At 72.9% G+C, this 25,612-nt stretch carries 26 protein-coding genes and 1 rRNA gene; 17 read left to right on the plus strand and 10 right to left on the minus strand.

The annotated features are described in order from the left end of the window. Both rrf and CKY47_RS25525 read left to right on the plus strand, forming a co-directional pair. Window positions 1–110: ribosomal RNA gene (rrf, locus tag CKY47_RS25520) — 5S ribosomal RNA — on the plus strand; the annotation flags it as partial. Window positions 111–177: 67 nt separating this feature from the next. Continuing rightward, the gene (locus tag CKY47_RS25525; protein WP_306748700.1) at window positions 178–1,041 is read left to right on the plus strand and encodes a GNAT family N-acetyltransferase; all 864 of its coding nucleotides are present in this window, start codon (window positions 178–180) and stop codon (window positions 1,039–1,041) included. 61 nt (window positions 1,042–1,102) lie between these two features. On the opposite strand, the gene CKY47_RS25530 is transcribed toward CKY47_RS25525, so the two are convergent. Continuing rightward, a complete protein-coding gene (locus CKY47_RS25530) occupies window positions 1,103–1,780 on the minus strand; it encodes a DUF2975 domain-containing protein (protein WP_306748702.1) in 678 nt (225 codons plus the stop codon). Next, the gene (locus CKY47_RS25535; RefSeq protein WP_306748703.1) at window positions 1,777–2,241 is read right to left on the minus strand and encodes an Lrp/AsnC family transcriptional regulator; all 465 of its coding nucleotides are present in this window, start codon (window positions 2,239–2,241) and stop codon (window positions 1,777–1,779) included. The genes CKY47_RS25530 and CKY47_RS25535 overlap by 4 nt, the downstream gene beginning before the upstream one ends. Window positions 2,242–2,320: 79 nt before the next feature. On the opposite strand from CKY47_RS25535, the gene CKY47_RS25540 reads away from it, so the two are divergent. From CKY47_RS25540 to CKY47_RS25565, 6 genes are all read left to right on the plus strand, one after another. Next, on the plus strand, window positions 2,321–2,833 hold the full coding sequence (locus CKY47_RS25540) for a rhodanese-like domain-containing protein (RefSeq protein WP_306748704.1): 513 nt from the start codon (window positions 2,321–2,323) through the stop codon (window positions 2,831–2,833). A gap of 31 nt (window positions 2,834–2,864) precedes the next feature. Next, on the plus strand, window positions 2,865–3,596 hold the full coding sequence (locus CKY47_RS25545) for a type 1 glutamine amidotransferase (protein ID WP_306748705.1): 732 nt from the start codon (window positions 2,865–2,867) through the stop codon (window positions 3,594–3,596). A gap of 83 nt (window positions 3,597–3,679) precedes the next feature. Next, window positions 3,680–4,813, plus strand: coding sequence for an inorganic phosphate transporter (locus CKY47_RS25550; RefSeq protein ID WP_306748706.1), 1,134 nt, complete (start codon window positions 3,680–3,682; stop codon window positions 4,811–4,813). Continuing rightward, window positions 4,810–5,034 carry a hypothetical protein gene (locus CKY47_RS25555; RefSeq protein WP_306748707.1) on the plus strand — a complete coding sequence of 75 codons (225 nt, stop codon included), beginning with the start codon at window positions 4,810–4,812 and terminating at the stop codon, window positions 5,032–5,034. The genes CKY47_RS25550 and CKY47_RS25555 overlap by 4 nt, the downstream gene beginning before the upstream one ends. Window positions 5,035–5,074: 40 nt before the next feature. After that, window positions 5,075–8,017, plus strand: coding sequence for a bifunctional [glutamine synthetase] adenylyltransferase/[glutamine synthetase]-adenylyl-L-tyrosine phosphorylase (locus CKY47_RS25560; RefSeq protein ID WP_306748708.1), 2,943 nt, complete (start codon window positions 5,075–5,077; stop codon window positions 8,015–8,017). Between the two features lie 56 nt (window positions 8,018–8,073). After that, window positions 8,074–9,003, plus strand: coding sequence for an NADP-dependent oxidoreductase (locus tag CKY47_RS25565; RefSeq protein WP_306748710.1), 930 nt, complete (start codon window positions 8,074–8,076; stop codon window positions 9,001–9,003). Between the two features lie 40 nt (window positions 9,004–9,043). Here CKY47_RS25565 and CKY47_RS25570 read toward each other — a convergent pair whose 3' ends face one another. Beyond that, the gene (locus tag CKY47_RS25570; protein ID WP_306748712.1) at window positions 9,044–9,259 is read right to left on the minus strand and encodes a hypothetical protein; all 216 of its coding nucleotides are present in this window, start codon (window positions 9,257–9,259) and stop codon (window positions 9,044–9,046) included. 211 nt (window positions 9,260–9,470) lie between these two features. On the opposite strand from CKY47_RS25570, the gene CKY47_RS25575 reads away from it, so the two are divergent. Continuing rightward, a complete protein-coding gene (locus CKY47_RS25575; protein WP_306748713.1) occupies window positions 9,471–10,118 on the plus strand; it encodes a hypothetical protein in 648 nt (215 codons plus the stop codon). A 389-nt stretch (window positions 10,119–10,507) separates the two neighbouring features. Continuing rightward, the gene (locus CKY47_RS25580; protein ID WP_306748714.1) at window positions 10,508–10,978 is read left to right on the plus strand and encodes a HipA domain-containing protein; all 471 of its coding nucleotides are present in this window, start codon (window positions 10,508–10,510) and stop codon (window positions 10,976–10,978) included. An 83-nt stretch (window positions 10,979–11,061) separates the two neighbouring features. Here CKY47_RS25580 and glnA read toward each other — a convergent pair whose 3' ends face one another. Further along, window positions 11,062–12,486 (minus strand): type I glutamate--ammonia ligase, encoded by a 1,425-nt coding sequence (gene glnA / locus CKY47_RS25585; protein ID WP_306748715.1) that lies wholly within the window; start codon window positions 12,484–12,486, stop codon window positions 11,062–11,064. Window positions 12,487–12,681: 195 nt separating this feature from the next. Here glnA and CKY47_RS25590 point away from each other — a divergent pair, with 195 nt between their 5' ends. Beyond that, complete coding sequence (locus CKY47_RS25590; protein ID WP_306748717.1) at window positions 12,682–13,155, plus strand: RDD family protein; 474 nt, start codon at window positions 12,682–12,684, stop codon at window positions 13,153–13,155. A 99-nt stretch (window positions 13,156–13,254) separates the two neighbouring features. Here the strand turns inward: CKY47_RS25590 and CKY47_RS25595 are convergent, their stop codons facing one another. Beyond that, window positions 13,255–13,995 (minus strand): DUF4191 domain-containing protein, encoded by a 741-nt coding sequence (locus CKY47_RS25595; protein WP_306748718.1) that lies wholly within the window; start codon window positions 13,993–13,995, stop codon window positions 13,255–13,257. Window positions 13,996–14,058: 63 nt separating this feature from the next. On the opposite strand from CKY47_RS25595, the gene CKY47_RS25600 reads away from it, so the two are divergent. The 4 genes from CKY47_RS25600 to CKY47_RS25615 all read left to right on the plus strand — a co-directional run bounded on the left by CKY47_RS25600 (window position 14,059) and on the right by CKY47_RS25615 (window position 18,752). Continuing rightward, window positions 14,059–16,149 carry an ATP-dependent DNA helicase UvrD2 gene (locus tag CKY47_RS25600; RefSeq protein ID WP_371320733.1) on the plus strand — a complete coding sequence of 697 codons (2,091 nt, stop codon included), beginning with the start codon at window positions 14,059–14,061 and terminating at the stop codon, window positions 16,147–16,149. 775 nt (window positions 16,150–16,924) lie between these two features. Then, window positions 16,925–17,323, plus strand: coding sequence for a WhiB family transcriptional regulator (locus CKY47_RS25605; RefSeq protein WP_306748720.1), 399 nt, complete (start codon window positions 16,925–16,927; stop codon window positions 17,321–17,323). 317 nt (window positions 17,324–17,640) lie between these two features. Next, window positions 17,641–18,570, plus strand: coding sequence for a class I SAM-dependent methyltransferase (locus CKY47_RS25610; RefSeq protein ID WP_306748721.1), 930 nt, complete (start codon window positions 17,641–17,643; stop codon window positions 18,568–18,570). Beyond that, entirely contained in the window at window positions 18,567–18,752 is a 186-nt protein-coding gene (locus tag CKY47_RS25615; protein ID WP_306748722.1) for a hypothetical protein, read from the plus strand. The genes CKY47_RS25610 and CKY47_RS25615 overlap by 4 nt, the downstream gene beginning before the upstream one ends. Before the next feature lie 163 nt (window positions 18,753–18,915). Here CKY47_RS25615 and CKY47_RS25620 read toward each other — a convergent pair whose 3' ends face one another. The 4 genes from CKY47_RS25620 to CKY47_RS25635 form a co-directional block, all read right to left on the minus strand. Next, entirely contained in the window at window positions 18,916–19,500 is a 585-nt protein-coding gene (locus tag CKY47_RS25620; protein WP_306748723.1) for a hypothetical protein, read from the minus strand. 80 nt (window positions 19,501–19,580) lie between these two features. Next, window positions 19,581–20,891, minus strand: a complete 1,311-nt coding sequence (locus CKY47_RS25625; protein ID WP_306748725.1) for an ABC1 kinase family protein — start codon at window positions 20,889–20,891, stop codon at window positions 19,581–19,583. An 86-nt stretch (window positions 20,892–20,977) separates the two neighbouring features. Continuing rightward, window positions 20,978–21,988 (minus strand): ThiF family adenylyltransferase, encoded by a 1,011-nt coding sequence (locus CKY47_RS25630; RefSeq protein WP_306748727.1) that lies wholly within the window; start codon window positions 21,986–21,988, stop codon window positions 20,978–20,980. A gap of 125 nt (window positions 21,989–22,113) precedes the next feature. Then, entirely contained in the window at window positions 22,114–22,269 is a 156-nt protein-coding gene (locus tag CKY47_RS25635) for a DUF5679 domain-containing protein (protein WP_015098458.1), read from the minus strand. Between the two features lie 202 nt (window positions 22,270–22,471). Here CKY47_RS25635 and CKY47_RS25640 point away from each other — a divergent pair, with 202 nt between their 5' ends. Beyond that, window positions 22,472–22,999, plus strand: a complete 528-nt coding sequence (locus CKY47_RS25640; protein ID WP_306748728.1) for a M48 metallopeptidase family protein — start codon at window positions 22,472–22,474, stop codon at window positions 22,997–22,999. A gap of 42 nt (window positions 23,000–23,041) precedes the next feature. Here CKY47_RS25640 and CKY47_RS25645 read toward each other — a convergent pair whose 3' ends face one another. Next, window positions 23,042–24,409, minus strand: a complete 1,368-nt coding sequence (locus CKY47_RS25645) for a zinc-dependent metalloprotease (protein WP_306748729.1) — start codon at window positions 24,407–24,409, stop codon at window positions 23,042–23,044. A gap of 101 nt (window positions 24,410–24,510) precedes the next feature. On the opposite strand from CKY47_RS25645, the gene CKY47_RS25650 reads away from it, so the two are divergent. Further along, window positions 24,511–25,596 (plus strand): YlbL family protein, encoded by a 1,086-nt coding sequence (locus tag CKY47_RS25650; protein WP_306748730.1) that lies wholly within the window; start codon window positions 24,511–24,513, stop codon window positions 25,594–25,596. Window positions 25,597–25,612 lie beyond the last annotated feature (16 nt).

Consider the following 25,612-nt stretch of genomic DNA (forward strand, 5'->3'; position numbering starts at 1 on the left):
GTCATTGCGGTTGGGGAACACCCGGTCCCATTCCGAACCCGGTAGTTAAGCCTTCCAGCGCCGATGGTACTGCACTCGTGAGGGTGTGGGAGAGTAGGACGCCGCCGAACATTCTTCCCTCAGGGGCACTCGGATATCCGAGTGCCCCTGAGGGCTTTTTGCGTTACCGTCGCGCCCGTGGCCGAGGTGACGAAGCACGACGATCTGGCGGAGTTCTGGGGACTCACCGGCGAGTTCTTCAACACGGACCCGGTGTTGCACACCGTTCCGATCGCCGCCGTGGCGCGCAGGTTGGACCACCCCGACCCGGACGACGAGCCGCCGCTGCTGATGACGGTCCACGACGACGGCGTGCTGGTGGCCGCGGCCCTGCGCACACCGCCGTGGCCGTTGACGCTGAGCGGTGTGCCGGCCCGATGGGCGGAGACGGTGGCGGACGCGTTGGCCGGCGACGTGGAACTGCCGGGCGTGAACGGTCCGAGGGACGCGGTGGAGGCGTTCGTCGTGGCCTGGTCGGCGCGCACGGGCCAGGGTGCGCAGGAGCACATGGCCCAGCGGCTGTACCAGCTGGGCGACCTGGTGGTCCCGGAGGTGCCGGGACAGGCGCGGTTGGCGTCGGAGGACGACGTCGAGCTGTTGACGCGGTGGCGCACGGACTTCGCGGTCGAGGCCATGGGAGTGGTGCCCGGCTCGGAGGCCCAGGAGGAGTCGGCGCGCATCCTGCGGGCGAGCCTGGCGGCCGGCGCCGGGTACCTGGTCTGGTTCCACGACGACACGCCGGTGTCGTGGGCGGGGGCGAACGCACCGGCGTCGGGCATGTCCCGCATCGGCCCGGTCTACACGCCGCCGGAGCACCGCGGGCACGGCTACGGTGCGGCGGTCACGGCGGCCTGCGCGGCGTGGGCGCGGGAACGCGGCGCGCAGCACGTCGTGCTGTTCACGGACCTGGCGAACCCGACGTCGAACTCGATCTACCAGCGCATCGGGTTCCGCCCGGTCGTCGACGCGGCCGAGTTCGTGTTCACCCCGACCACTTCCTGACGGGGACGGCCCCCGGCGCGCCCGTGTTCCGCCAGGAGCCGGTCCGGATGCGCCTGGCTGCTCACACGGTCCCCTCCAGGTCGCGGCGCACCTCGGCGCCGGTCCGCGTGATCCGGGCCAGGGCGAGGAGCCCGGCCCCGGCGACGACGGCCCACCACGGCACGTCCCACACCATCGGCAGGGAGCCGTAGTGGTCGGACAGTTCGGGGACGACGGGCTTCACCACCTCGATCCGGACGACGGCCTTCGTCAGGGTGGTGAGCAGCGGCACGACGAGGGTGGCCCAGCCGAGCCGGCGGACGCGGTCCGCGGTGGCGGCGGTGCGGAGGCCGTCGCGGGCGGTGCGCTCCAGGAGCCTGAGCAGCAGGTACAGCAGGGCGGCGTAGCCGGTCACCGGCAGTCCGCGCTCGACGGCGACGAGCACCCGTTCCCAGGTGGTCGGGTCGTCGACGCAGATCCTCAGCGATTGCGCACCCAGGTGGGCCCGGCCCTGTTCGACCGAGGTCAGCACGTGGGTGCCGAGGTCCGAGGTGAAGCACACGCTCGCGGCGGATGCCACCGAGATGGCGGAGACCACGGCGAGACCGGCGCAGACGACGGCGGCCGCCCACGTGAAACGGACCACGCCGATCAGCGCCCCCAGAGGGCGGCGTCGGCCCTTCCGGCCCTCGTCGCCGGCTAACGGGCCGTCTTGCGGGTTCTCCTCCACGACGTCCCCCATGTCGTCCATCGACGTCATCGGGACACGATGCCATCGAGGACGTCGCGGGTCACGGGTCGGTTCCGGGCGTGCGAGGAGAACACCAGGGACGTGGTGGTGTCGCCGTAGCGCTGCGCCACCTCGACGAACTCCTCCAGTTCCGCCATCGACCGGCAGAGCACGCGCAGCAGCCAGCAGTCGTCGCCGGTCACGTGGTCGGCGTCGCGCACCTGCGGCGCGGTCACCACGCGCTCGCGGAAGCGGGGCGTGTCGAGGCTGCGGACCCGCACCCGCACGATGGCCTCGATCGGCAGGCCGAGGCGCCGCGGGTCGACCACGGCCACGTACCCGGTGACGACGCCCGCCTGCTCCAGCCGCCGCACGCGCTCGGTCGTCGCGGGTGCGGACAGGGAGACCCGCTTGGCCAGCTCGGTGAACGTCATCCGACCGTCCCGCTGGAGCAGGTCCAACAACTTCCAGTCCAGGTCGTCCAGTTCCACCGTGGAATCGTAGGCGGGAAGGTGTGAACGCCTGGACTTCCGCCTGGGCCGGCGGGCTCGGCGGGGCGACGATTTCCCCATGACGAACACGCTCCGCTTCCCCGCTGCCGACCCGGCCGCGGCCGCTGCCTTCTTCGCCGCCCAGCTCGCCTTCGAGGCCGACCCGGACGACGTCGTCCGCGACCTGGAGGCGGGTGCGACCGCCGGTTTCCGGCTCGTGGAGACCCGCGGTCGCGCGGCGTTCGAGCGGTCGCGCATCCCCGGCGCGCTCAACCTGCCGCACTGGGAGGTCGACGGGACCACCACCGCCGGCTGGGACCGCGACCTGGTCTACGTCTGCTACTGCGAGAGCTCGGCGTGCAACGCCGCCACCAAGGGCGCGTTGCGGCTCAGCGAACTGGGGTTCCGGGTGAAGCGGCTCTCCGGTGGCATCGTGGCCTGGCAGGCGGCCGGGTACCCGGTGGAAGGCGACTCGGTGGAGGGCGACCTGGCAGGGGGCGACCTGGCAGGGGGCGACCTGGCAGGGGGCGACCAGGCAGGGGGCGACCAGGCAGGGGGCACGGGCCCGTCCGGGGTCGCCTGCGCCTGCTGACCCGTCCGCGCCCTGATCTACCCTCGGCGGCGTGACGCGACTGCTCGTGCTGCAACCCGACCGCGACGACCCGCCGGCCCGCCTCGGCGAGTGGCTGACCGCCGCCGGGGCGGTGCTGGACGTGCTCGACCCGGCCGAGCGGCCGGTGCCCGACACCCTGGACGGCTACCGGGGCGTGGTGTGCCTGGGCGGCGCGATGGGCGCCCTGGACGACGCCGAGCACCCGTGGCTGGCCGACGTGCGGCGGCTGCTGTCGCACGCGGTGTCGAAGCGGGTGCCGGTGCTGGCGATCTGCCTGGGCGCGCAGCTGCTGGCCGTGGCGACCGGCGGGCAGGTGCGGCGCGCGGAGCGGCCCGAGATCGGGGTGCGGCTGGTGGCGAAGCGGGACGTCGCGGGGCAGGACCCGTTGTTCGCGGACCTGCCGTGGACGCCGGACGTGCTCCAGTTCCACCTCGACGAGGTGTCGTCCCTGCCGCCGACGGCGACGCTGCTGGCGTCCTCGCCGGTGTGCGTGAACCAGGCGTTCCGGGTGGGGGACAACGCCTACGGCGTCCAGTTCCATATCGAGACGGCACCGGAGGACGTCTTGAAATGGGCGGAAGGGCACCCAGGTGGTCTCACCGCGCTGCCGCAGTTGGCGGATCGGGAACGGCTCACTGCCGCGCACGAGGACATCCGTGAGGTGTGGCAGCCCTTCGCCGAACGATTCGTGCGTCTGGCGGGCGGAGAGCTGACGATCCAACGGAACCTCCCGCTGGTGTGACGAACCTCCGATGATGTGAGAGTTCACCTGCACGACAGGTAGCGTTCATCCACGACTGTGTCGGTTCAGCCGGAGGAATCAGCGTGGATGCCTCGCTCCTCGTCATCATCGTGGTCATCACGGCATTGGCCTTCGACTTCACCAACGGCTTCCACGACACCGCGAACTCGATGGCGACCTCCATCGCCACCGGGGCGCTGCGGCCGCGCACGGCCGTCGCGTTCTCCGCGGTGCTGAACCTGGTGGGGGCGTTGCTGTCGGTCGAGGTCGCCAAGACCATCTCCGGGGGGATCGTCGACGACGCGCGGATCACGCCCGCGATCGTGTTCGGCGGACTCGTCGGCGCGATCGTCTGGAACCTCGTGACCTGGTACGTCGGGTTGCCGTCCAGTTCGTCGCACGCCCTGTTCGGCGGGCTCATCGGCGCCACGTGGATCGCGTCGGGCGCGGACGCCGTGCACTTCGCGAAGGTCGTGGACAAGGTCGTCGCCCCGGCGATCGCCGCGCCGCTGGTCGCGGGGATCGTGGCGCTGCTGGCGACCTACCTGACCTACCGGCTCAGCCGGGGCACGCGGCGCGCGGTGAGCGAGAAGGGCTTCAAGGCCGGGCAGATCGCCTCGGCCGCGCTGATGTCCCTCGCGCACGGCACGAACGACGCGCAGAAGACCATGGGCATCATCACGCTCACCCTGATCACGGCGGGCACCCTCGCGCCCGGCGCGGAACCGCCCATGTGGGTGATCCTCAGCGCGGCCATCGCGATCGCGCTGGGCACCTACCTGGGCGGGTGGCGCATCACGCACACCCTGGGCAAGGGGCTGACCACGATCGAGGCACCGCAGGGCTTCGCGGCGCAGACCAGCGCGGCGACCGTGATCATGGCGTCGTCGCACCTGGGCTTCGCGCTGTCCACCACGCACGTCGCGTCGGGCGGCATCATGGGCTCCGGCCTGGGGCGGCAGCGCGACGGGGTGCGGTGGAACGTCGCCGGGCGGATGGCGGCGGCGTGGGTGCTGACGCTGCCCGCCGCGGGCATCGTGGGCGCGGTGGCGGGCAAGGTCGCCTCGACGGGCACGGCGGGCGTGGTGGCGGTCGCGGTGGTGGGCGTGGCGGTGGCGCTGGGCATCTGGCTGATGTCGCGGCGGGAGCCGGTGCGGCCGGAGCACGTCGTGGACGAGATCGCGGCGCAGGCCGAGACGCGCGAGGTGGCGGTGTGAAGATCGACTGGGCGGCGCTCGGCGCCGTGTTCGGCGTGAGCCTGGCGGTGGTGCTGGGGCTGGTCGTGCTGTTCTCGCTGGGGCTCCGGGCCTGGTCGGCGCGGGAGACGGCGCGGGAGGGCGGCGGGTCCGCGGCGCTGCCCACGTCCGGCGCGGTGGCCTGCCTGCTGGCGTGCGTGACCGTGGTGTTGTTCGGGATCTACTTGATCGTGGCCGGCTGAGGGCTTCGCGGGGGGACTCGGCGGACTACGGTGTTCGTCGATGACCGATCCTGCCCGCACCCCCACGTCCCCCGCGCGGTTCGGCCTGACCGGGACGCGCAGCGCCGAGGAACTGCGCGCCGCCGGCTGGTGGGAGGACCGCCGGCCCACCGACGGCGCCGAGGCGATCCTGTTCGCCCTGTCCCGCAGCCCCGACCCGGACCTGGCGCTGCGCGGGGTGGACCGGTTGCGGGTGGCGCTGGGCGACGGGTGGCCGGAGCTCGACGGCGCGCTGCGGGACGGCGCCGTGCTGCGCGGCCGGCTGCTGGCGGTGCTGGGCTCGTCCACGGCGCTGGCCGACTTCCTGGTCGCCAACCCGGACCGGTGGCGCGGCCTGGCGGACCCCGAGCCGGTGGACGCCGGGGTGTTCGCCCCCGTCCTGGTCGGTGCGGTCGACGGGCTGACCGGGGCGGACGCGGTGCGGGCGCTGCGGCTGGAGTACCGGGCGCTGCTGTGCCGGATCGCCTCGGAGGACCTGGCGCACGTCGTGGAGCCCGACGAGCGCTACGTCGCCTACGACGACGTGGCGGCGCTGCTGTCGGACCTGGCGGTGGCCGCGCTGCGGGCCGCGCTGGACGTGGCGGACCGGGAGGTGCCGCGTTCGTCGGACTGCGCGCTGGCCGTGATCGCGATGGGCAAGTGCGGCGCGCGGGAGCTGAACTACGTCAGCGACGTGGACGTGGTGTTCGTCGGTGAGGGCGACCTCGGCGTGGCGACCCGGCTGGCCGGCACGGTGATGCAGGTCGCGGGGCAGGCGTGCTTCGAGGTGGACGCGGCGCTGCGGCCCGAGGGCAAGGCCGGCGCGCTCGTGCGCACGCTCGACGGGCACGCCTCGTACTACCGGCGGTGGGCGCGGACGTGGGAGTTCCAGGCGCTGCTCAAGGCCCGGCCGGTCGCCGGTGACGAGGAGCTGGGGCGCCGGTACCTGGAGGTCGTTCGCCCGCTGGTGTGGAACGCGGCCGAGCGCGAGGACTTCGTGCCCGACGTGCAGGCGATGCGCCGCCGCGTCGAGGAGCACGTGCCGCTGGGGTTGGCAGACCGGGAGCTGAAGCTGGGCCGCGGCGGGCTGCGGGACGTCGAGTTCGCCGTGCAGCTGCTCCAGCTGGTGCACGGCCGCGCCGACGAGGAGCTGCGCATCCCGTCGACCACGGCGGCGCTGGAGGTGCTGGGGCGCGGCGGGTACGTGGGGCGCGCGGACGCGGCGGACTTCGGCCGCGCCTACCGGTTCCTGCGCACCCTGGAGCACCGGTTGCAGCTGCAGAAGATGCTGCGCACCCACCTGTTCCCGGCCGACGACGACACCGCGGCGCTGCGCTGGCTGGCGCGTGCCGCCGGGCTGCACGCCGAGGGCGGCATGTCGGCGGACCAGGTGCTGCTGGCCGAGTTCCGCAAGCGCGCCAACCAGGTGCGCAGGCTGCACGAGAAGCTGTTCTACCGGCCGTTGTTGCAGGCCGTGGCGAACGTGCCGACCGAGGCGCTGCGGCTGACCACCGCGCAGGCCGCCGCCCGGTTGGCGGCGCTCGGCTACGCCGCGCCGGACGGCGCGCTCAAGCACATCGAGGCGTTGACCAGGGGCGTGTCGCGGCGGGCGCGCATCCAGGGCGCGCTGCTGCCCGTGCTGCTGGACCTGCTGGCCACCACGCCCGACCCGGACGGCGGGCTGCTGGCGTACCGCAGGGTGTCCGAGGCGCTCGCCGAAACCCCCTGGTACCTGCGGCTGCTGCGCGACGAGGGCACCGTCGTCGACCGGCTCGCGGCGCTGCTGGGCACGTCGAAGTTCGTGCCCGACCTGCTCGTGCGGGCGCCCGAGGTGCTGCGGCTGCTGGCCGACACCGACGCGCTCGTCGGCCGCGACCCGATGACCATCGGCAACCCGCTGCGCAGCACCGTGTCCCGGTACAGCGACCTGGAGCGGGCGGTGACCGCGGCCCGGTCGCTGCGCCGCCAGGAGCTGCTGCGGGTGGCGTCGGCGGACCTGCTGGGCCTCGTGCCGCTGCGCACGGTGTGCGTGTCGCTGTCCGAGGTGTGGGTGGCGGTGCTCCAGGCCGCGCTGGACGCGGTGGTGCGGTCGTCCGGTGAGCGGGTCGCGTCGATCGCCGTCATCGGCATGGGGCGCCTGGGCGGGCGCGAGCTGGGCTACTCGTCGGACGCGGACGTGCTGTTCGTGTGCGAGCCGGCGGCCGGCGTGGCCGACTCGGCGGCGGCGAAGTACGCGTCGACGGTGGTGGAGCAGGTGCGGCGGCTGCTGGCCGCGCCCAGCCAGGACCCGGCGTTGCAGGTGGACGCCGACCTGCGGCCCGAGGGCAGGCAGGGGCCGCTGGTGCGCACGCTGGACTCCTACCGGGCCTACTACGCGCAGTGGTCGGAGCTGTGGGAGGCGCAGGCGCTGCTGCGGGCCCGGTTCATCGCGGGCGACGCGGAGCTGGGCGGGCGGTTCATCGACCTGGTGAACCCGGTGCGGTACCCGGCGGGAGGGCTGGACGCGGCGGCCGTGCGGGAGATCCGGCGCATCAAGGCCCGCGTGGAGGCGGAGCGGCTGCCGCGCGGCGCCGACCCGTCCACGCACACCAAGCTCGGCCGCGGTGGCCTGGCGGACGTGGAGTGGACCGTGCAGCTGCTCCAGCTCCAGCACGCCCACGAGGTGCCCGCGCTGCGCACGCCCTCGACCGTGCGCGGTGTGAAGGCGGCCACCGAGGCGGGGTTGATCCCGGCCGACGAGGCCTCGGCGCTGATGGAGTCGTGGACGACCGCCACCAGGGCGCGCAACGCGGTCGTGCTGGTCCGCGGCAAGCCCGGCGACCAGCTGCCCACCGCCGGGCGCGACCTGGCGGCCGTGGCGTGCGCCATGGGGCACCCGGACGACCCGGGCGAGTTCCTCGACTCGTACCGGCGCACGACGCGGCGGGCGCGGGCCGTGGTCGAGCGCGTCTTCTACGGCTCCTGAGCGCTCCCGCGGCTCTCGAGTGGTGCGCTCCGCCGGAGGTCTGAACACTGGGGTGCGTGAAGGCGATCGCGCAGAACGAGTTCGGAGACGCCGACGTGCTGGTCCTCCGGGACCTGCCCGACCCTCCCATCGCCCTGGACCAGGTGCTGGTCGAGGTGCGCGCGGCGGGGGTGAACCCGGTGGACCTGCTGGTGCGGGCCGGGTACGTGGCGGCGTCGGTGCCCCACCACTTCCCGCTGGTGCCGGGCTGGGACGTGGCCGGCGTGGTGCGCGCCGTCGGGCCCGCCGTCGACGGGTTCGCCGTCGGTGACGAGGTGTTCGGCTACCAGCGCAAGGACCACGTGCAGCACGGCACGTACGCGGAGCTGGTCGCGGCCACCGAGCGGGGCTTGGCGCACAAGCCGCCGTCGCTGTCGTGGGAGCAGGCGGGCGGCCTCGCGCTGACCGGCCTGACCGCGCTCCAGTCGTTGCGCAAGGTCGGTGTCGGCGAGGGCGACGCGGTGCTCGTGCACGCCGCCGCCGGCGGGGTCGGGCACCTGGCCGTGCAGGTGGCGCGGCTGCTGGGCGCGTCGCGGGTGATCGGCACGGCGTCGCCCCGCAACCACGACTTCCTGCGGTCGCTCGGCGCGGAGCCGGTGGCGTACGGGGACGCGCTGGTGGACAACGTGGCGGAGCTGGTCGGCGGCGACGGCCTGGTCGACGTGGCGTTCGACTGCGTCGGCGGCACGGCGCTGCACGACTCGACCGCGTTGGTGCGGGACAACTCCCGGATCGTGTCGATCGTCGACACGAACGTGTTGCAGCTGGGCGGGCGGTACGCCTACGCCAAGCCCGTGCGGGCGGATCTGGAGTGGCTGGCCGCCCGTGCCGGGGCGGGTGAGCTGGAGGTGTCGGTGCAGCAGGCGTTCCCGCTGGACCGGGCCGCCGACGCGCACCGGCTGCTGGAGGGCAGGCACGTGCGGGGCAAGGTCGTGCTGGTGGTGTGAGGGAAGGGCCCCTCGGGTGAGGGGCCCTCCGGTCAGTCGATCAGTCCTCGTCCCCGGTCGGGATCGAGGTGAGCAGCTCCACCACCCACTCCTCGGCGAGCGAATCGGCGTCGTCCTCGTCCTGGACGAGCCGGTTGGACACCTTGACGCCCAGGCCGAGCACGTCGGCGGCGGCGATCGCCTCGATGGCCTCGGAGGCGGAGTCGAAGATGTTGGTGGAGAGCACCTGCGCGGTGGTTGCGACGTCATCAGACACGGCGCGACCCTAACCGCCCGGGTCGGGCGCGGCACGGCGGCCCCGCGGTGGACGGCGTGTCCCCCCGGCGTGGACGGCGCGTTGCCGGCGCGTCACCGACCGTCGATCAGGGGGCGCTCACCATTGACTATTCGTGTTCCGCATGTCAACACTGACGTCGTTTTACGGGAAGATTCATGTTTCGCACGCGTGCGCCCGGACGAAGGACGTCATGGTCGACGGAAGCCACCACCGCAGGAAGAACAACACCGCCCTGAAGGTCGGCGCGGTCGTGCTCGGCGTGCTGGTGCTCCTGGGCGCGGTCCAGGCGGTCACCGCCGGCACCATCGGCGTGGGCGCGCTGAGCGTGACGCTGCGCCAGACCACCTCCGACGCGGCGCCGTCCACCACCCGCCCCGCCACGACCGACGACACGGCGGGCCTGGACGGCGCGGTGGGCGCCGCCGAGTCCTCCCCGTCGCCGGAGGCCCCCGCCGCCGGCGTGGAGGACAGGAGCGCCGAGGGCTCCTGGCAGCAGGCGCGCGGCCTGCTCACCGTGGAGGTCACCAAGGTGGAGAACCGGGGCGGTGCGCTCCGGGTGTTCGTGACGGCCGTCAACGCCAGCACCGCGAAGATGGACCTGCCGGTGGCCTCCGTCGCGGCGGTCGACGACACCGGGCGCGACTACGGAGCGTCCCTGTCGACCAGCAAGTGGCCGGGGACGGTGGCGAAGAACAGCAGCGTCAACGGGTACCTGGACCTGGACCGGAAGGTGCCGGGTGCGGCGGGCGCGTTCTCGCTGACCTTCGCGGGCATCGTCGGTCAACTCGCCCCGACCGGCGGCTCCGTGACCGTGCCGGGCATCCCCGTCCCCCGGTAGCGATCATCCGGATCACGGGGTCGTGTCGTCCTGGGGCCGGGACGAGGCAGGGCCGCCATTCGATATCGATGCGCTCTCCCGGAGATGCCCTGGCCACGCTGTGCGAGCACGGGCGATCACTGGACCGCGAGACGGAACCGCCGGCACAGGTCGGGCACGACTTGCCGGGTGCCGTTCAGGTGCGGATGATCGAGCAGTCCGGCGACGAGTGGGAATGGGTCGATCCCGCGGAAGCCGAAGACGGCCGTTCCCGCTGCGGGTGAGTTCGGTGACTGGCTCGTCACGTTCCCCGACTACCGGCACGCGGACGTTCCCGTCAACGAGTTCACCATGATGTCCCTGGCGCGCGCCGTCGGCATCGACGTGCCCGAGATCAGATTCGGTGCACCGTGACGAGCTGCGCCGCGCCGGCCTACCGGGGGCGGGACGAGGCCCGCTTGGTGGAGGTGGTTCGGAGGCTCGCCTTCTGCGTGGTCGTCGGCAACGGGGACGCCCACTTGAAGAACTGGTCCCTGATCTACCGCAACAAGAAGATGCCCGTGCTGTCGCCGGTGTACGACTCGGTGTCCACGGCTCCGTACGTCCCGATCGGTGAATCAGAGGACCTCGGACCGAAGTTCGCCGGCAGCAAGCGGTTCGCCAACGTGAACAGAGCGAGCTTCGCGGCGTCGCAGAATCACCTGCAACGCCGTCTTCCGGAAATCCGGACGAATCTGGCCGACGTCGCCATGCACGCGGTCGAGGAGGTTCGTTCACACTGGCCGGAACACGAGGCCGAGTTGGCGAAGAGCCCTGAACCGCGCCGAGAGATCGACGACTGGGTCGACTTCCACTCCACCAGGCTGCTGCGCTCGCGGTAGGCGTCCTCCACTCCGGCGAGCCGGAGGCCCGGCCCCCGAGGGGACCGGGCCTCCGCGACGCTCAACCGCTCGCGCGGCGTCGGTCACACGTCGTAGTACAGGGCGAACTCGTACGGGTTCGGGCGCAGGCGCAGGGGGTTGATCTCCTCCTCGCGCTTGAACGTGATCCAGGTGTCGATCACGTCCGGCGTGAAGACGCCGCCCTCCAGCAGGAAGTCGTGGTCCGCTTCGAGGCTGTCCAGGACCGCGTCGAGGGACGCCGGGACCTGCTTGACGTCGCGGGCCTCCTCGGGCGGCAGCTCGTAGAGGTCCTTGTCGATCGGGGCCGGCGGCTCCATCTTGTTCTTCACGCCGTCGAGGCCCGCCATGACCATGGCCGAGAAGGCCAGGTACGGGTTGCCCGACGAGTCGGGGCAGCGGAACTCGATGCGCTTGGCCTTCGGGTTGTTGCCGGTGATCGGGATGCGCACGCACGCCGAGCGGTTGCGCTGGCTGTAGACCAGGCTGACCGGGGCCTCGTAGCCGGGCACCAGGCGGTGGTACGAGTTCACCGTCGGGTTGGTGAAGGCCAGCAGCGACGGGGCGTGGTGCAGGATGCCGCCGATGTAGTGGCGCGCCGTGTCGGACAGGCCCGCGTAGCCGGACTCGTCGTGGAACAGCGGCTGGCCGTCCTTCCACAGCGACTGGTGGGTGTGCATGCCCGAGCCGTTGTCGCCGAACAGCGGCTTCGGCATGAACGTGACGGTCCTGCCGGCCTGCCAGGCGGTGTTCTTGATGATGTACTTGAACAGCATCAGGTCGTCCGCGGCGTGCAGCAGCGTGTTGAACTTGTAGTTGATCTCGGCCTGGCCGCCGGTGCCCACCTCGTGGTGCGCGCGCTCGACGGTGAAGCCCTGGGCCTCCATGTTGAGGACCATCTTGTCGCGCAGGTCGGCGTAGTGGTCGGTCGGCGTGACCGGGAAGTAGCCGCCCTTGTACTTGACCTTGTAGCCGCGGTTGCCGCCCTCTTCCTCGCGGCCGGTGTTCCAGGCGCCGGAGATCGCGTCGATCTCGTGGAAGGAGGCGTTCGCGGTGGTGTCGAAGCGGATCGAGTCGAAGATGTAGAACTCGGCCTCGGCGCCGAAGTACGCGGTGTCCGCGATGCCCGACTCGGTGATGTACTGCTCGGCCTTGCGCGCGATGTTGCGCGGGTCGCGGCTGTACGCCTCACGCGTGAACGGGTCGTGCACGAAGAAGTTGACGATCAGCGTCTTCTCGATCCGGAACGGGTCGAGGCGCGCCGTGTACAGGTCGGGCAGCAGCAGCATGTCCGACTCGTGGATCGACTGGAAGCCGCGCACCGACGAGCCGTCGAACGCCAGGCCCTCGGCGATCGCGTCGGCGTCGAACGCCGAGGCCGGGAGCGTGAAGTGCTGCATCACGCCGGGCAGGTCGCTGAACCGGACGTCGACGAACTTCACGCCCTCGTCGGAGATGTACTTCAGGACCTCGTCGGGATTCTTGAACACCCTCGTCGACTCCTCTGCTGCGGTGGGGGCGTGGTTCTGCGCCGCTGCGTGCTGCGGCCGTGCCATCGTGGCGAAACTAAGACCGCGGTGTTGCCCGGCAGTCACCCTGGTGTTTCGCCAGTGTTAACGGGCGGCCCGTGCGGGGCAACCCGACCGTCGGTCCTCACCGGCTGAGCACGGGCTTACTCTGGTGGGGTGAGCAGGTGGACCGGTTCGTGGCTGTCAGGACCCCGCGCGGCGCTGGAGCCGGGCGCCGACTCCGGTGACGGCACCGGCCAGCGGTGGAAGGGCGAACGCCTCGGCCTGCCGCGGTCGGGACCGGGTTCGGTCGCCTCCACCGGGCGCCGCGCCTTCGCCATCCTGCTGGACTTCGTGCTGTCCGGGGGCGTGGCGGCGGTGTTCACCCAGCCCGAGCTGCCCAAGAACTGGAGCCTGCTGGCCTGGTTCACGATCACCATCGTCGCGGTCGGGTTCTTCGGCTTCACCCCCGGTCACGCGCTGTTCGGCCTCCGCGTCGCCCGACTGGACGGCGCCGGGGCCGTGGGCCTGCCCCGCGCGGCGCTGCGGACGCTGCTCATCTTCCCGATCATCCCGGCCGTCGTGTGGGACGCGGACGGCAGGTGCCTGCACGACAAGGCCGCGGGCACGGTCGTCGTCCGCGTCCGCTAGCCACCGGAACGCCCGGAGCCGAACACCCCAAGGCGCCGAAAACACCTCAGGCCCGGTCGACGGACCGGGCCTGAGGTGCGTGAACGTGGTTCCGCGCGGTCAGCGACGGCGCATGGCGCGCTGCACGTTGCGCATCTTGGCGCCCTGCGGCAGCGGGCCCTTGGGCAGTGCCGCGCTCCGGCTGGCCAGCGCGGCCAGGCGGTTCTCGATCGTGTCGACCTGGGCGGTCGAGATGTTGCGCGGGAGCTTCATCAGGTGGCCCTGGAGCTTGCGCAGCGAGACCTGGCCCTCCTCCGAGCCGACGACGAGGTCGTAGATGGGGGTGTCGCCGACGACCCGCGCCACCCTCTTCTTCTCCTGCGCGAGCAGGCCCTTGACCCGGTGCGGGGCGCCCTCGGCGACCAGGATCACACCCGGCCGGCCCAGCACCCGGTGCACCATGTCGCCGCTGGTCGTGCCCGCCACGGCCTGGGTGACCCGCCACTTGCCGCGCAGGTTGTCCAGTGCCCACGCCGCCGCACCCGGCTGGCCGTCGGCCTTCGCGTAGACGTTGCGCTGCACCCGGCGGCCGAACACGATCACCGCCAGCAGCGCGCCCACCGCGATGCCCATGGGCAGCAGCACCCACTGCATGTCCCAGACGAGGCCGATCAGGAATGCCGCCGCCGTCGCGCCCAGCAGGCACAACAGCATCAGCGGCACGAGCGCCTTGTCCTCGCGGCGCTGCATCTTGAACGCCTCGAAGATCTGGCCGCGCCGCTGCTTCGAGGCCGCGCGCCGCGCCTTCGCCGCTTCCTTGGAGGCCGCCTTGGCGGCGGCCTTGTCCTGCTTACCAGCCATACCCACCAGGATACGGCGCGGCGCGTCGCCCCATGACGGGAGTACGCGCTGTGCTCTGCGAGGATGCACCGCATGGACCGGCTGCTGGAGGGACTGGACCCGGAACAGCGCGCCGCCGTGGAAGCCCCGCGCGGCCCGGTCTGCGTCCTCGCGGGCGCGGGCACCGGCAAGACCCGCACGATCACCCACCGCATCGCCCACCTGGTCCAACGGGGGCACGTCGCCGCGGGTCAGGTCCTCGCCGTCACGTTCACCGCGCGTGCCGCGGGCGAGATGCGGACCCGGCTGCGGGCGCTGGGCGTGCACGGCGCGCAGGCCCGCACGTTCCACGCGGCGTCGCTGCGCCAGCTCCGCTACTTCTGGCCGCGGGTCGTCGGCGGCGAGCAGTGGCAGCTCGTCGACCGCAACAAGCTGCGCCTGATCGCCCAGGCCGCCAACCGCGCCGGCGTGTCCACCGAGTCCGATTCGCTGCGCGACCTCGCCGGCGAGGTCGAGTGGGCCAAGGCGTCGCTCATCGCGCCCGAGGACTACCCGGCCGCCGCCGCCCGCACCAGCCGCGACACCCCGGTGGCCGCCGAGCTGGTCGTGCAGGTCTACCGCACCTACGAGCAGCTCAAGAACCAGGCGCAGCTGCTCGACTTCGACGACCTGCTGCTGCACACCGCCGCCGCGCTGGAGGAGCACGGCGAGGTCGCCGAGGAGTTCCGCGACCGCTACCGGTGCTTCGTGGTCGACGAGTACCAGGACGTGACGCCGCTCCAGCAGCGCGTGCTCGACGCGTGGCTCGGTCAGCGCGACGACCTGACCGTGGTCGGCGACGCCAACCAGACCATCTACTCCTTCGCCGGCGCCTCGCCCGCGCCGCTGCTGAACTTCCCGCGCCGCTTCCCCCACGCGGCCGTCGTGCGGCTCGAACGCGACTACCGGTCCACGCCGCAGGTCGTGACGCTGGCCAACCAGGTCATCAGCTCGGCGCGCGGACGTCCCGCCGGTTCGCGGCTGAAGCTGATCGGGCAGCGCCCGGACGGGCCGCGGCCGTCGTTCACCGAGTTCGACGACGAGACGCTGGAAGCCGCCGCCGTCGCCCGGCGCACCAAGGAGCTGCTCGACGACGGCGTGCCGGCCAGCGAGGTCGCCGTCCTCTACCGGGTGAACGCCCAGTCGGAGGTCTTCGAGCAGGCGCTGGCCGAGGTCGGCGTGCCCTACCAGGTGCGCGGCGGCGAGCGGTTCTTCCAGCGCGCCGAGGTGCGGCAGGCGATGGTCGCCCTGCGCCAGGCCGCGGGGCACGAACCGTCCGGCGAGCTGCCCAAGGTCGTGCGCGAGGTGCTGGCCGGCATCGGCCTGACCGACGACCCGCCCGCCGGCGGTTCGGCCCGGGAGAAGTGGGAGTCGCTGCTGGCGCTCGTCGAGCTGGCCGAGGAGCTGGCGGGCTCGGTCGAGGGCGCCGACCTGCCGAAGTTCGTCGCCGAGCTGGAGATGCGCGCCGAGGCCCAGCACCCGCCGACCGTGGAGGGCGTGACGCTCGCGTCGCTGCACGCGGCGAAGGGCCTGGAGTGGGACGCCGTGTTCCTCGTCGGCCTCGTCGAGGGCACCGTCCCCATCCAGCACGCCGACGGCGACGAGGCCGCGATCGAGGAGGAGCGTCGGCTGCTCTACGTGGGCGTCACGCGTGCCCGTGAGCACCTGTGGCTGTCGTGGGCGCTGGCGCGCGCGGGCGGCGGGCGGCGCTACCGCCGGCGCAGCCGCTTCCTCTACGGCCTCGTCCCCGACGACCACCCCGCTTCGCGTGTCGCGGGGGCCGCCCAGCGCGCCCCGTTCCAGCGCGAACCGCTCCAGCGCAAGCCCAAGCCCCAGTGCCGGGTCTGCGCCTCGGCACTGGTGGACGCGCGGTCGGTCAAGCTGAGCCGGTGCACCTCGTGCCCCTCGGACGTGGACGAGGAGCTGTTGACGCGCCTGCGCGCGTGGCGCGCGGACCGGGCGCGCGAGCTGAAGGTGCCCGCGTACGTCGTGTTCACCGACGCGACCCTGGTGGCCATCGCGGAGCAGCGCCCCGAGGACGTCGCCGGGCTGGTCGCCATCACCGGCATCGGCGCCTCCAAGCTCGACCGCTACGGCGACGACGTCCTGACCCTGGTCCGCGGCAGCAACCACTGACCCGCGCCACCGACCCCGCCCCGGTGGCCCGTGTCGGCGGTCCGCGCCGGCCGTTAATCCGGTGGCGCGCGCGTGACCGGGGTCGCTATAAAGCTCCCGCGGCCCTGCCGCGCGGTGTCCCCGGACCCGCGCGCGGGCGCTGTGCCGGCGTGCCGCCGACCGCCTTGCAGGTGCGGTCGGCGGGGTGCCGGCGGGGGTTGTCGAGGTTGCCCGCCGGCGGGCGGCCCGGTCCTCGACTTGATCGAGCACCGGCCGTCTGTACAGGGCAAACACGGAAACTTCACACGATCGACAGGTATTTGGAAAAACCGGTTGCACCCGCCGTGCGCGGGGTCATAACCTGCTGAGGCCGGGCGCGAAGCGCCCGCTGGGGAATCAAGAGCTGTACCCGACACGAGACCGCCCTAGGAGGTGACCGGCTGTGAACACTCTCGAGTGCTTCGAGAAGCCCGGTTACCTGATGACCGGGGCTCTCATGGTGTCCGGCACGGCTCACGTCGCGGGGGAGAGGTCTGCCCGCGATCGCCACACCCACACGTGGGGTGCGCGAGTTCAGCTGATCCAGGTCCCGGCGCCGTACGCCCCGACCGTTGTCCCGACTCCGATCGTTGCGCCGTCCGCGCAAGGGCGAAGTACCTGACACACCAGTAGTCAGGCCACTGAACCCACGAAGGCCGCGGACCCGTAACCAGGTCCGCGGCCTTCGTGTTTTTTCACCCCGTTTTCCCTGCACGACCCACTTACCCCACGCAAGACCCTGACAGGAGTCCACCTGATGTTGACCGTGACCGTCCCGATAGCCGGGACGCTGTCCACCGAGTCCGACCTGATCGGAGCTGGTGTCGCGACCCTGATCGACACCGCGCCGGACGCCGGCCTGGAGCTCCCCTGCCGCACCAACAACCCCGACCTGTGGTTCGCCGACGCACCGGCGGAGTTGGAGGAGGCCAAGAAGTTCTGCGCCACGTGCCCGGTCATCGCCGAGTGCCTCGCGGGTGCGCTCGCCCGGCACGAGCCCTGGGGGGTCTGGGGCGGCGAGATCTTCGAGCGCGGAACCGTGATCGCGCGCAAGCGTCCCCGTGGGCGCCCGCGCAAGGACGCAGCACCCGTTGTTCCCGCGGCGCCCGCCGCGACCGTTGTCCGGGGGGCTACCGACCAGGAGGCCGCCGCGTGACCACGTACCGAACCACCAGCGACGAAGCCGTGCTCATGGAACTGAACCCCAGGGGGAACCCCATGTTGCTCGAAGAAAACCTGGCCAGATCCCGAATGCACGACGCGGAGATATACGCGCGACAGCATCGGCTGGCCCACCGCCTCGTCGTCGCCCGCAGGTGGCGTCGGCTGGCCGGTTGGGCCGAGCGCAGGGCCCGACTGAAGGCCCGCGCCCTCTGATGCACGACCGGGCCCGCCCTTCCCGTCCGACACGGGGAGGGCGGGCCTCGCCGTTTCGGGGGGAGGGATCGTCCCGTCGTCGGTACGGTGCGTCGTGTGGCTGCTCACTCTCACCACCACCCGGCTCACCACCACCCGGGCCGAACCCCCGACCGGATCGACTGGTCGTCCCGCCTGACGATGCTGCGGCAGGCCGACGAGCTGGACGCGGAGGCCCACCGCGTCGTCGCACGCCGGCTCGTCCGCGCCCTGCCCGACAACCCGACCGTCCTCGACGTCGGGTGCGGTGCCGGGGGGATGGCGGTGGCGTTCACCGAAGCACTGGTCGCCCGCGGCGGGGGGACGATCGTGCTGGTCGACGCCACGCCGGAGCTGCTGGACGCGGCGACGAGCGCGGCACGCTCGGCCGCCGCCTACGGCGGTGACACGACCAGCGCGCCCGTCCGGGTCCGGCCGGTGCTGGCCGACCTGGCCGCCGAACGGCCCGTCGACCTCGCCGGACCCGCTCAGCTGGTGTGGGCGTCGAACGTGGTGCACCACCTGCCGGACCAGCGGTCCGCTGTGGCCGGGTTGGTGGAGGCGGTGGCGCCGGGTGGGTGGTTGGCGCTCGCCGAGGGCGGGCTCGAGGGCAAGTTCCTCCCGTGGGACCTGGGGGTGGGGGAGCCCGGCTTGCAGGAACGACTGGCCGCCGCGCGCGCCCAGTGGTTCGTGCGGATGCGCGAGGACACCCACGGCTCCGTGCGGATGTCCGGTGGCTGGAACACCGTGCTCGCCGACCTCGGGCTGCTCGACGTGACGGCTTTCAGCTACCTCGTCGACCACCCCGCGCCCGCCGGGCAGGCGGTCCGGGACTGGGCCGTCGACCGGCTCCGCTGGTTCGCGGAGATCGCCGGCGACCTGCTGCACCCCGCGGACCGGCGCACCGTCCGGCAGCTCCTGGACCCGGACGACCCCGCCTACCTGGGGGCGCGCGACGACGTCTTCCTGCTCCTGGCCAACACCGTCCACCTCGGGCGCAGGGCATGACCGACGCCGGTGGCGCGTGCGCCCGGTGCGGTCGGACCCGGAACTCGGTCGCCGACGCCGCCCAGCTGCTGGCCTGGGTGCGACAGCGGGAACGCGGCGTCGACCAGTGGCTGTGCCACGTCTGCGCGCGAGAGCACGTGCGGGACATCGAGGGGAAGCTCCCGGCCGACCACTGGGGATGAGACGGCGGCACCGCTCGGGACGAGGTGGTGTGGGGGCTGCGGACCTCCTGGGGGTTCGGGTGTCCCGCCGGGCGGGACACGATCGGTGGAATCCGGCAGGCCGGAATCCGGCAGGCGGGCTCGGGTCGACCGGTGCTCCGGCCGGGGGCCGGCCGACAGCCGGTCAGCGGAGGGTGGCGGCCAGGAGCCTCAGGGCAGACCTGGTGGCCGCCGTGCCGCGTGTGCTGCCCGCCTCCAGCTCCGCCGTCAGGTCCTCGATCGTGCACAGGCCCGCGCGCACCGCCCCGGCCAGGACGTGGTGACGTCTCAGCGGGTGGGGTTCGTGCCGCACCGAGTCCAGGACCGCCCTGGTCGGCTCGCTGAACGGCAGGCCGTCGCGCACGACCACGCCCGGTGGCCGGCTGGTGCGTTCCAGCACCACCCGGGGCGTGCCCTGCCGGCGGCGGCTCGCCGGTTGCAGCAGGTGGACGTGGCGCGGTGGCCGGGTGGGCAGGCCCTGGGCGGCCAGGGCGTCAGCTCCGGTGATCACCGCGCCCGGACCCGCGTAGGCCACGGCGGCCCGGAGGCGTTGGGCGCGGGTGGGCGGCTGGGCGCCGAGCAGCAGCACGCCCGGCAGGATGCGCTGCCACGGGCCGCCGGGGCGGCACTTGAGCTCGATGACGTGGCCGGGGACGCCGGCGGCTTTCAGGTCGGCGGTCCTGGCGACGTCCGCGGTGCGGGTGATGTCCGTGGTCGGGGTGATGTCCATGGGGCAACGGTGGCGGACACCGGAGCGCTGTGCCAGGGAGTGCGGCTTGGTTGTGGACAACTCGGAAAGCTGTGGACAACTCAGTCCGCGAAGCCCGGCTGCCACCGGGACACAATGGCTTTGGCCTGCACGTTCGCGTCGAGCTGGCAGAGGATGCCCGTGGCACCCAGCGTCACCCTGTGGACAAGTAGGTACTGGGGCGGGAGGTTGAGGGACCTTCCCGTTTGCGAATCAGGGCTGCGGAGGTCGCCCACCCGCTCCGCCTGCTGCTGCAACCACCGGCGCGTGAAGTGGAACGTCTCGGTGCGCAGCGGCTCGACGAACGGCGCCAGGTAGTTCAGCACGTCCTCGGCGTGCAGCTCGGTGCCCGGGCGGATGAAGTGCTCGGTGCGCAGCAGCTCCTCCAGGTCCGCCGAACGGCCCTCCAGCGCCAACCTGGTCATCAGCCCCAGGGGCCTGGGCAGGCCGTCGGGCAGGCGGGCCACCGCGCCGAAGTCCAGGACGCGCAGCCGGCCGTCCGCGCCCAGCATGAAGTTGCCGGGGTGCGGGTCGGCGTGCAGCAACCCCGACCGGCTCGGCGCGGAGAAGTGGAACTCCGAGAGCAGCTGACCGGACAGGTCGCGCTCCTCCCGCGAACCGTCGCGGATGATCTTCGCCAGGGGGGTGCCCTCGGTCCACTCGGTGACCATGACCTTCGGCGAGCTGGCCACCACGCGCGGCACGAGCACGTGGTCGTCGCCGGCGAACGCCTTGGCGAACACCCGCTGGCTGGCCGCCTCGGTCCGGTAGTCCAACTCCTCCAGGTACCGGTCGCGCAGCTCCTCCAGCAGCGGCTTCACCTCGGCGCCGGGCATGATCGCCTGCATCAGCCTGCTGAACCGCAGCAGCTGCTTCAGGTCCGACTCCAGGGCCTCGTCCGCACCGGGGTACTGCACCTTCACGGCCACGTCGCGCCCGTCGTGCCACACCGCGCGGTGCACCTGGCCGATGCTCGCGGACGCTGCGGGCGTGTCGTCGAACGACGCGAACCGCTTGGCCCAGCCCGTGCCGAGCTGCTCGGCCAGCACGCGGTGCACGGTGCGCGTCGGCATCGGCGGCGCCGCGGTCTGGAGCTTGGTCAGCGCCTCGCGGTACGGCTCGGCCAGCTCCTCCGGCACCGCCGCCTCGAACACGCTCAGGGCCTGGCCGAACTTCATCGCGCCGCCCTTGAGCTGCCCGAGCACCGCGAACACCTGCTCGGCGGTCTTCGCCGACACCTCGGCGTTGACCTCCTCGGAGCTGCGGCCTGCCAAGCGCTTGCCCCAGCCGCCCACCACCCGGCCCGCCACCCCGAGCGGGAGGCTGGCCAGCTTGGCGGTGCGCTGCACGGCCTTGCGCGGGATTTCAGTCACCCGGGAATTCTCCCCCCGCCGATCCTCGTGGTCGCGCTGGATCGCGTTACCCACCGAAAACCTACACAGCCCTCCCTGAGGGCCCGTCACGTCGCGGAACGGCACTCGCAGCGCGGGTGCACCGGCGCTATCCGGTGCTCCACCGCCCCGGCGAACGCGTCGACCTCCACGACCGCGTCCCAGGTCGGCGGCCGGGTGCGCATCTCGGCGCCGCGGTCGAGCGCCAGCAGCGCCTGGCCGACGGCGAAGCCCGCCGTGGCGGTCACCGTGGCCGCGTCGGCGTGCTGGACGCGGTCGACGAGCTGCGCGGCCAGCACCGGCCACTCGGGGTCCTCGTCGGCGGCGTGCCTGTCCGCGCACCTCAGGCAGCTGCTGCGACCGGGCACGACGAGCGGCCCGACGACGCCGAGGCCCTCGCGGACGCGCACGGCCAGGTGCGGCGTGCGCGAGGCCAGCAGGCCGATGAGCAGTTCCGGCGCGGGCACCAGCACGTCCGCCAGCACGACGAGGTCGACGTGCCGGGGCGCCGGCCGGACACCGCCGCACGCCCGCTCCACGGCCGCCGCCGCGGCGGCGGAGCGCGGCCTGCCCACGTCGTCGTCGGTATAACCCGATCCGGTGTCCTCCGGTCCGACGCGGCCCCGCGCGACCACCCGAACGTGTCCCACGCCGGCGGCGGCGAGGAGGGTCGCGACGGTCACCGCGAGCCGCCCCTCGCCGTGCACGACGACGGCCCGGTCGGCACGCTCGGCGGGTAGCCCGGGCGCGGGGCGACGGGTCCGCAGCGCCCACGACGACACCTCGGCGGTCAGCCGGGCGTGCGGCGCGGGCACCGACTCCTCGACCAGGCCGGCCTGCGCCAGCCCGTGCAGCACGCCCGCCAGCTCGGCGGCCTGCGTGCCGTGGGGCGCGAGCTGTTCGCGCAGCTCGGAGAGGGTGTGCCGGCCGGTGAGGTCGAGCAGGACGGACGCCATGGGCGCGGGCACGTCCTCGACCAGCACGGCGTGCCGGGGGTCGGTGCCGATCTGCACCACGTCGTTCCGGCGGCGCAGCAGCGGCAGGCCGGGCAGGACCCTGGGTCGGTTCGGGAGATCCACACCGGCAGCGTGGCCCCGCCGCCCGGAATCGCGAAATGCCCGTCCACAGGTCCGCGATCCGTCCACAGGCGGCACCGGGGCCCTTGACAGGTGGCCGGGCGCGCGGCCCGGCCACCCGCAGGACGTCAGACCTTCGCCTTGCCGAGAATCCGGGTCACCGTGGTCCCGCAGACCGGGCACTTGCCCTTGGCCATCCTGCGGTTGTTGCTCTCGTGCACCTCGCCCGTGAAATCGCGCTTCTCACGGCACTTGACGCAGTAGCCGTTGTAGGTCTCGGCCACGGCTTCCTCCTTGCTTCGAGAGTGCGGGGCGATCTGCGCCACACTCGGGGCTGACCAGCACGCTACCTGCGGGGAGTCCGTCCCGCTGCACGCCGCGTCGATCGTGTCCAGCCGCCTTTCGGTGGAACCTGATCGTCCGTTGCCCCACACACCGCCGCTTGGCCGCCGCGGATTGTCGGTCCGGGGCCTTACCGTGAATGCCATGCCCGAACCGCAGGTGGAGGTGCGGCGCAGCGCCCGGCGCCGTCGCATGGTGAGCGCGTACCGCGAAGGGGACACCGTCGTCGTCCTGCTGCCGGCCCGCATGACGAAGACCGAGGAGAAGCACTGGGTGGCGGAGATGCTGAGCCGCCTCCAGCGCAGCGAGACCCGACGCCGGTCGCCGACGCGCACGTCCGACGCCGCCCTGCTCCAGCGGTGCGAGGAGCTCGCCGACCGCCACCTGGACGGCGTGCGCCCGAGCAGCGTGCGGTGGGTGCCGCCGATGCGCACGAGGTGGGCGTCGTGCACGCCCAGCGAGGGGACGATCCGGATCAGCGAGCGCCTGCGCGAGGTGCCCTCGTGGGTGCTCGACTACGTGCTGGTGCACGAGTTGGCGCACCTGCGGGTGCCCGGTCACGGGAAGGACTTCTGGCAGCTCGTGCACAGGTACCCGAGGGCGGAGCGCGCCATCGGGTACCTGGAGGGCATCTCGGCGGCCGCGGGCCTGGGCATCACCGAGGAGGACTAGCGGGACCGGTGCGCGGCGACGACGGCGCCGCGCACCCGGGCGCTACTTGGCGTCGCCGCCCGAGGGGCCGTCCTCGTCGGAGGGGCCCGCGCCGGCGGCGCCGTCATCGGGAGCGCCGCCGTCGGACTTGTCGCGCAGCGTGCGCTCCAGCTCCGCCATCGGGTCCTCCAGCGCCTTGCGGGTGGTCCCGAACCGCTCCGCGAACTCCATCGGGTCGTCGAGGTCCTCCGCCGAGGGCACCAGGTCGGGGTGCTCCCACACGCTCTCGCGCTGCTCGATGCCGTGCTGGTCGCCGAGCAGCTTCCACAGCGCCGCCGCCGAGCGGTGCCGGCGGGGCCGCAGCTCCAAGCCGACCAGGGTGGCGAACGTCTGCTCCGCCGGACCGCCGGACGCCCGGCGCCGCCGCAGCGTCTCGCGCAGCGCCTCCGCGCCGGGCAGGCGCTCGCCGACGGCCTCGTTCACCACGACGTCGACCCAGCCCTCGACCAGGGCCAACAGCGTCTCCAGGCGGGTCAGCGCGGCCTTCTGCTCGGGCGTGGTCTGGGGTTCGAGCATCCCGGACTTCATCGCTTCCTCGATGCTCGCCGGGTTCGACGGGTCCACCTGGCCCGCCAGCTGCTCCAGCGCCGAGGTGTCCACCGCGATGCCCTGCGCGAACTCCTCCACCAGGTCCAGCAGCCGCTGCCGCAGCCACGGCACGTGGCTGAACAGCCGCTGGTGGGCGGCCTCGCGGGCGGCGAGGAACACCAGCACCTCGCTGGCCGGGCGCTCCAGGCCCTCGGTGAACTTCTCGATGTTGGCGGGCAGCAGCGCCGCCGTGCCCTCCGGCCCCAGCGGCAGGCCCACCTCGGTCGAGGTCAGCACCTCGGAACCGAGCTGCGCCAGCGCGCCGCCGAGCTGCGAGCCGAACGCCATGCCGCCCATCTGGCCGAGCATCGACAGCAGCGGGCCGGCGGCCTCCTTGGCCTCGGCGGGCATCGCGTCGACCCACGCGCCGGACACGCGCCGCGCCACCGGGTCGCACAGCCGCTGCCACGTCGGCAGCGTGCGCTCCACCCACTCGCGCGCGCTCCAGCTCTGCGTGGTGCGCACCCCCGCGGGCAGCGCCGTCACCGGGTCGAGCCACATCTCGGCCAGGTGCACGGCGTCGGCCACCGCGGTCCCCTGGTCGGGGCCGAAGCCGAGGGCGGTGCCCGGCTTGCCGGCCAGCTGCTGGAGGGCGATCTGCTTCGCCAGGTCGTAGTTGACCGGCCCGGACGACGAGTTCGCGTTGCTGAACATCGCGCCGAGCTGGCTCAGCATCGCGCCGAGCTGGTTGAAGTCGAAGGGGTTCGCGTCCCCCTGGTCCCCTGGCTTGCGGCCTCGGTCGTCGGGGTCCTGCGGGCCGAACCCGAAGGGCAGGTCACTCATGCCACCACGGTACGCGGGATGCGGCGTCGGGGCGGAGCCGAGGAGCGGCGACGCGGACCGGTTCGCCCCCGGCGCAACCGCGTGGTCGTACCCTGTCGGGCGTGACCGAAGGCACCGACACCGTCGTGGACCAGGCACCGCCCACCCCGAAGCCCCCGCGGCGCGGCCTCACCAGGCGCACGTGGACCCTGGTGATCAGCCTCGCGGTGGTCCTGGTCCTCGGGCTGCTCGGTGGGTTCGCCCGGGTGCCGTACGTGGCGCTGGGCCCCGGTCCGACCTACGACACGCTGGGCCAGGTCAACGGCGGCGACGTCGTGGCGATCGAGGGTCAGGAGACGTTCCCGACCGGCGGTCGGCTGACCATGACCACGGTGTCGCTCACCGACGACGTGTCGCTGTTCGGCGCGCTCGGCCTGTGGGTCAGCGGCCGGTACGCGCTCGCGCCGCGCGAGGAGTTCTTCCGCCCCGGCGAGTCCGAGCAGCAGGTCCGCGACCAGAACGTGAAGGCGTTCCAGGACTCGCAGACCAGCGCCGAGGTCGCCGCGCTGCGCTACCTGGACTACCCGATGAAGGTCGTCGCCGCCGAGATCACGAACGACACGGCCGCGGCCGGCGTGCTCCAGCCCGACGACCGGCTGCTGGAGGTCAACGGCAAGCAGGTCGTGACCGCCGACGACGTGCGACCCGCCCTGGAGACCACCAAGCCGGGCGACCGGGTCCAGCTGACCTTCGAGCACGAGGGCGAGCGCAAGACCGCCACGGTCACGCTCGGCCGGGCCGACGGCCGCGAGACCGGCTTCCTCGGCGTGCTGCCGCTGGACCGCGCCGACGTGCCGTTCGACATCAAGATCAGCCTGAACGACGTCGGCGGCCCGTCCGCGGGCATGATGTTCGCCCTGTCGATCGTCGACAAGCTGACCCCCGGCGAGCTGAACGGCGGCCAGTCCGTCGCGGGCACCGGCGAGATCAACGACAAGGGCGAGGTCGGCCGCATCGGCGGCATCCAGTTCAAGCTGGTCGCCGCCGCCGAGGGCGGCGCCACCACGTTCCTGGTGCCGGCGGGCAACTGCGACGAGGCCAGGCAGCACGCCCCGGAGGGCATGCGCCTGGTGAAGGTCGAGAAGCTCGACGACGCCGTGCGGGCGCTGGAGAGCCTGGCCGCCGGCGGCGACGCGCCCACCTGCTGACCACGGCCGCCGGTCA

It is taken from the genome of Saccharothrix longispora (genome assembly GCF_030852425.1).
GTDB classification, from domain to species: Bacteria; Actinomycetota; Actinomycetes; order Mycobacteriales; family Pseudonocardiaceae; genus Actinosynnema; species Actinosynnema longispora.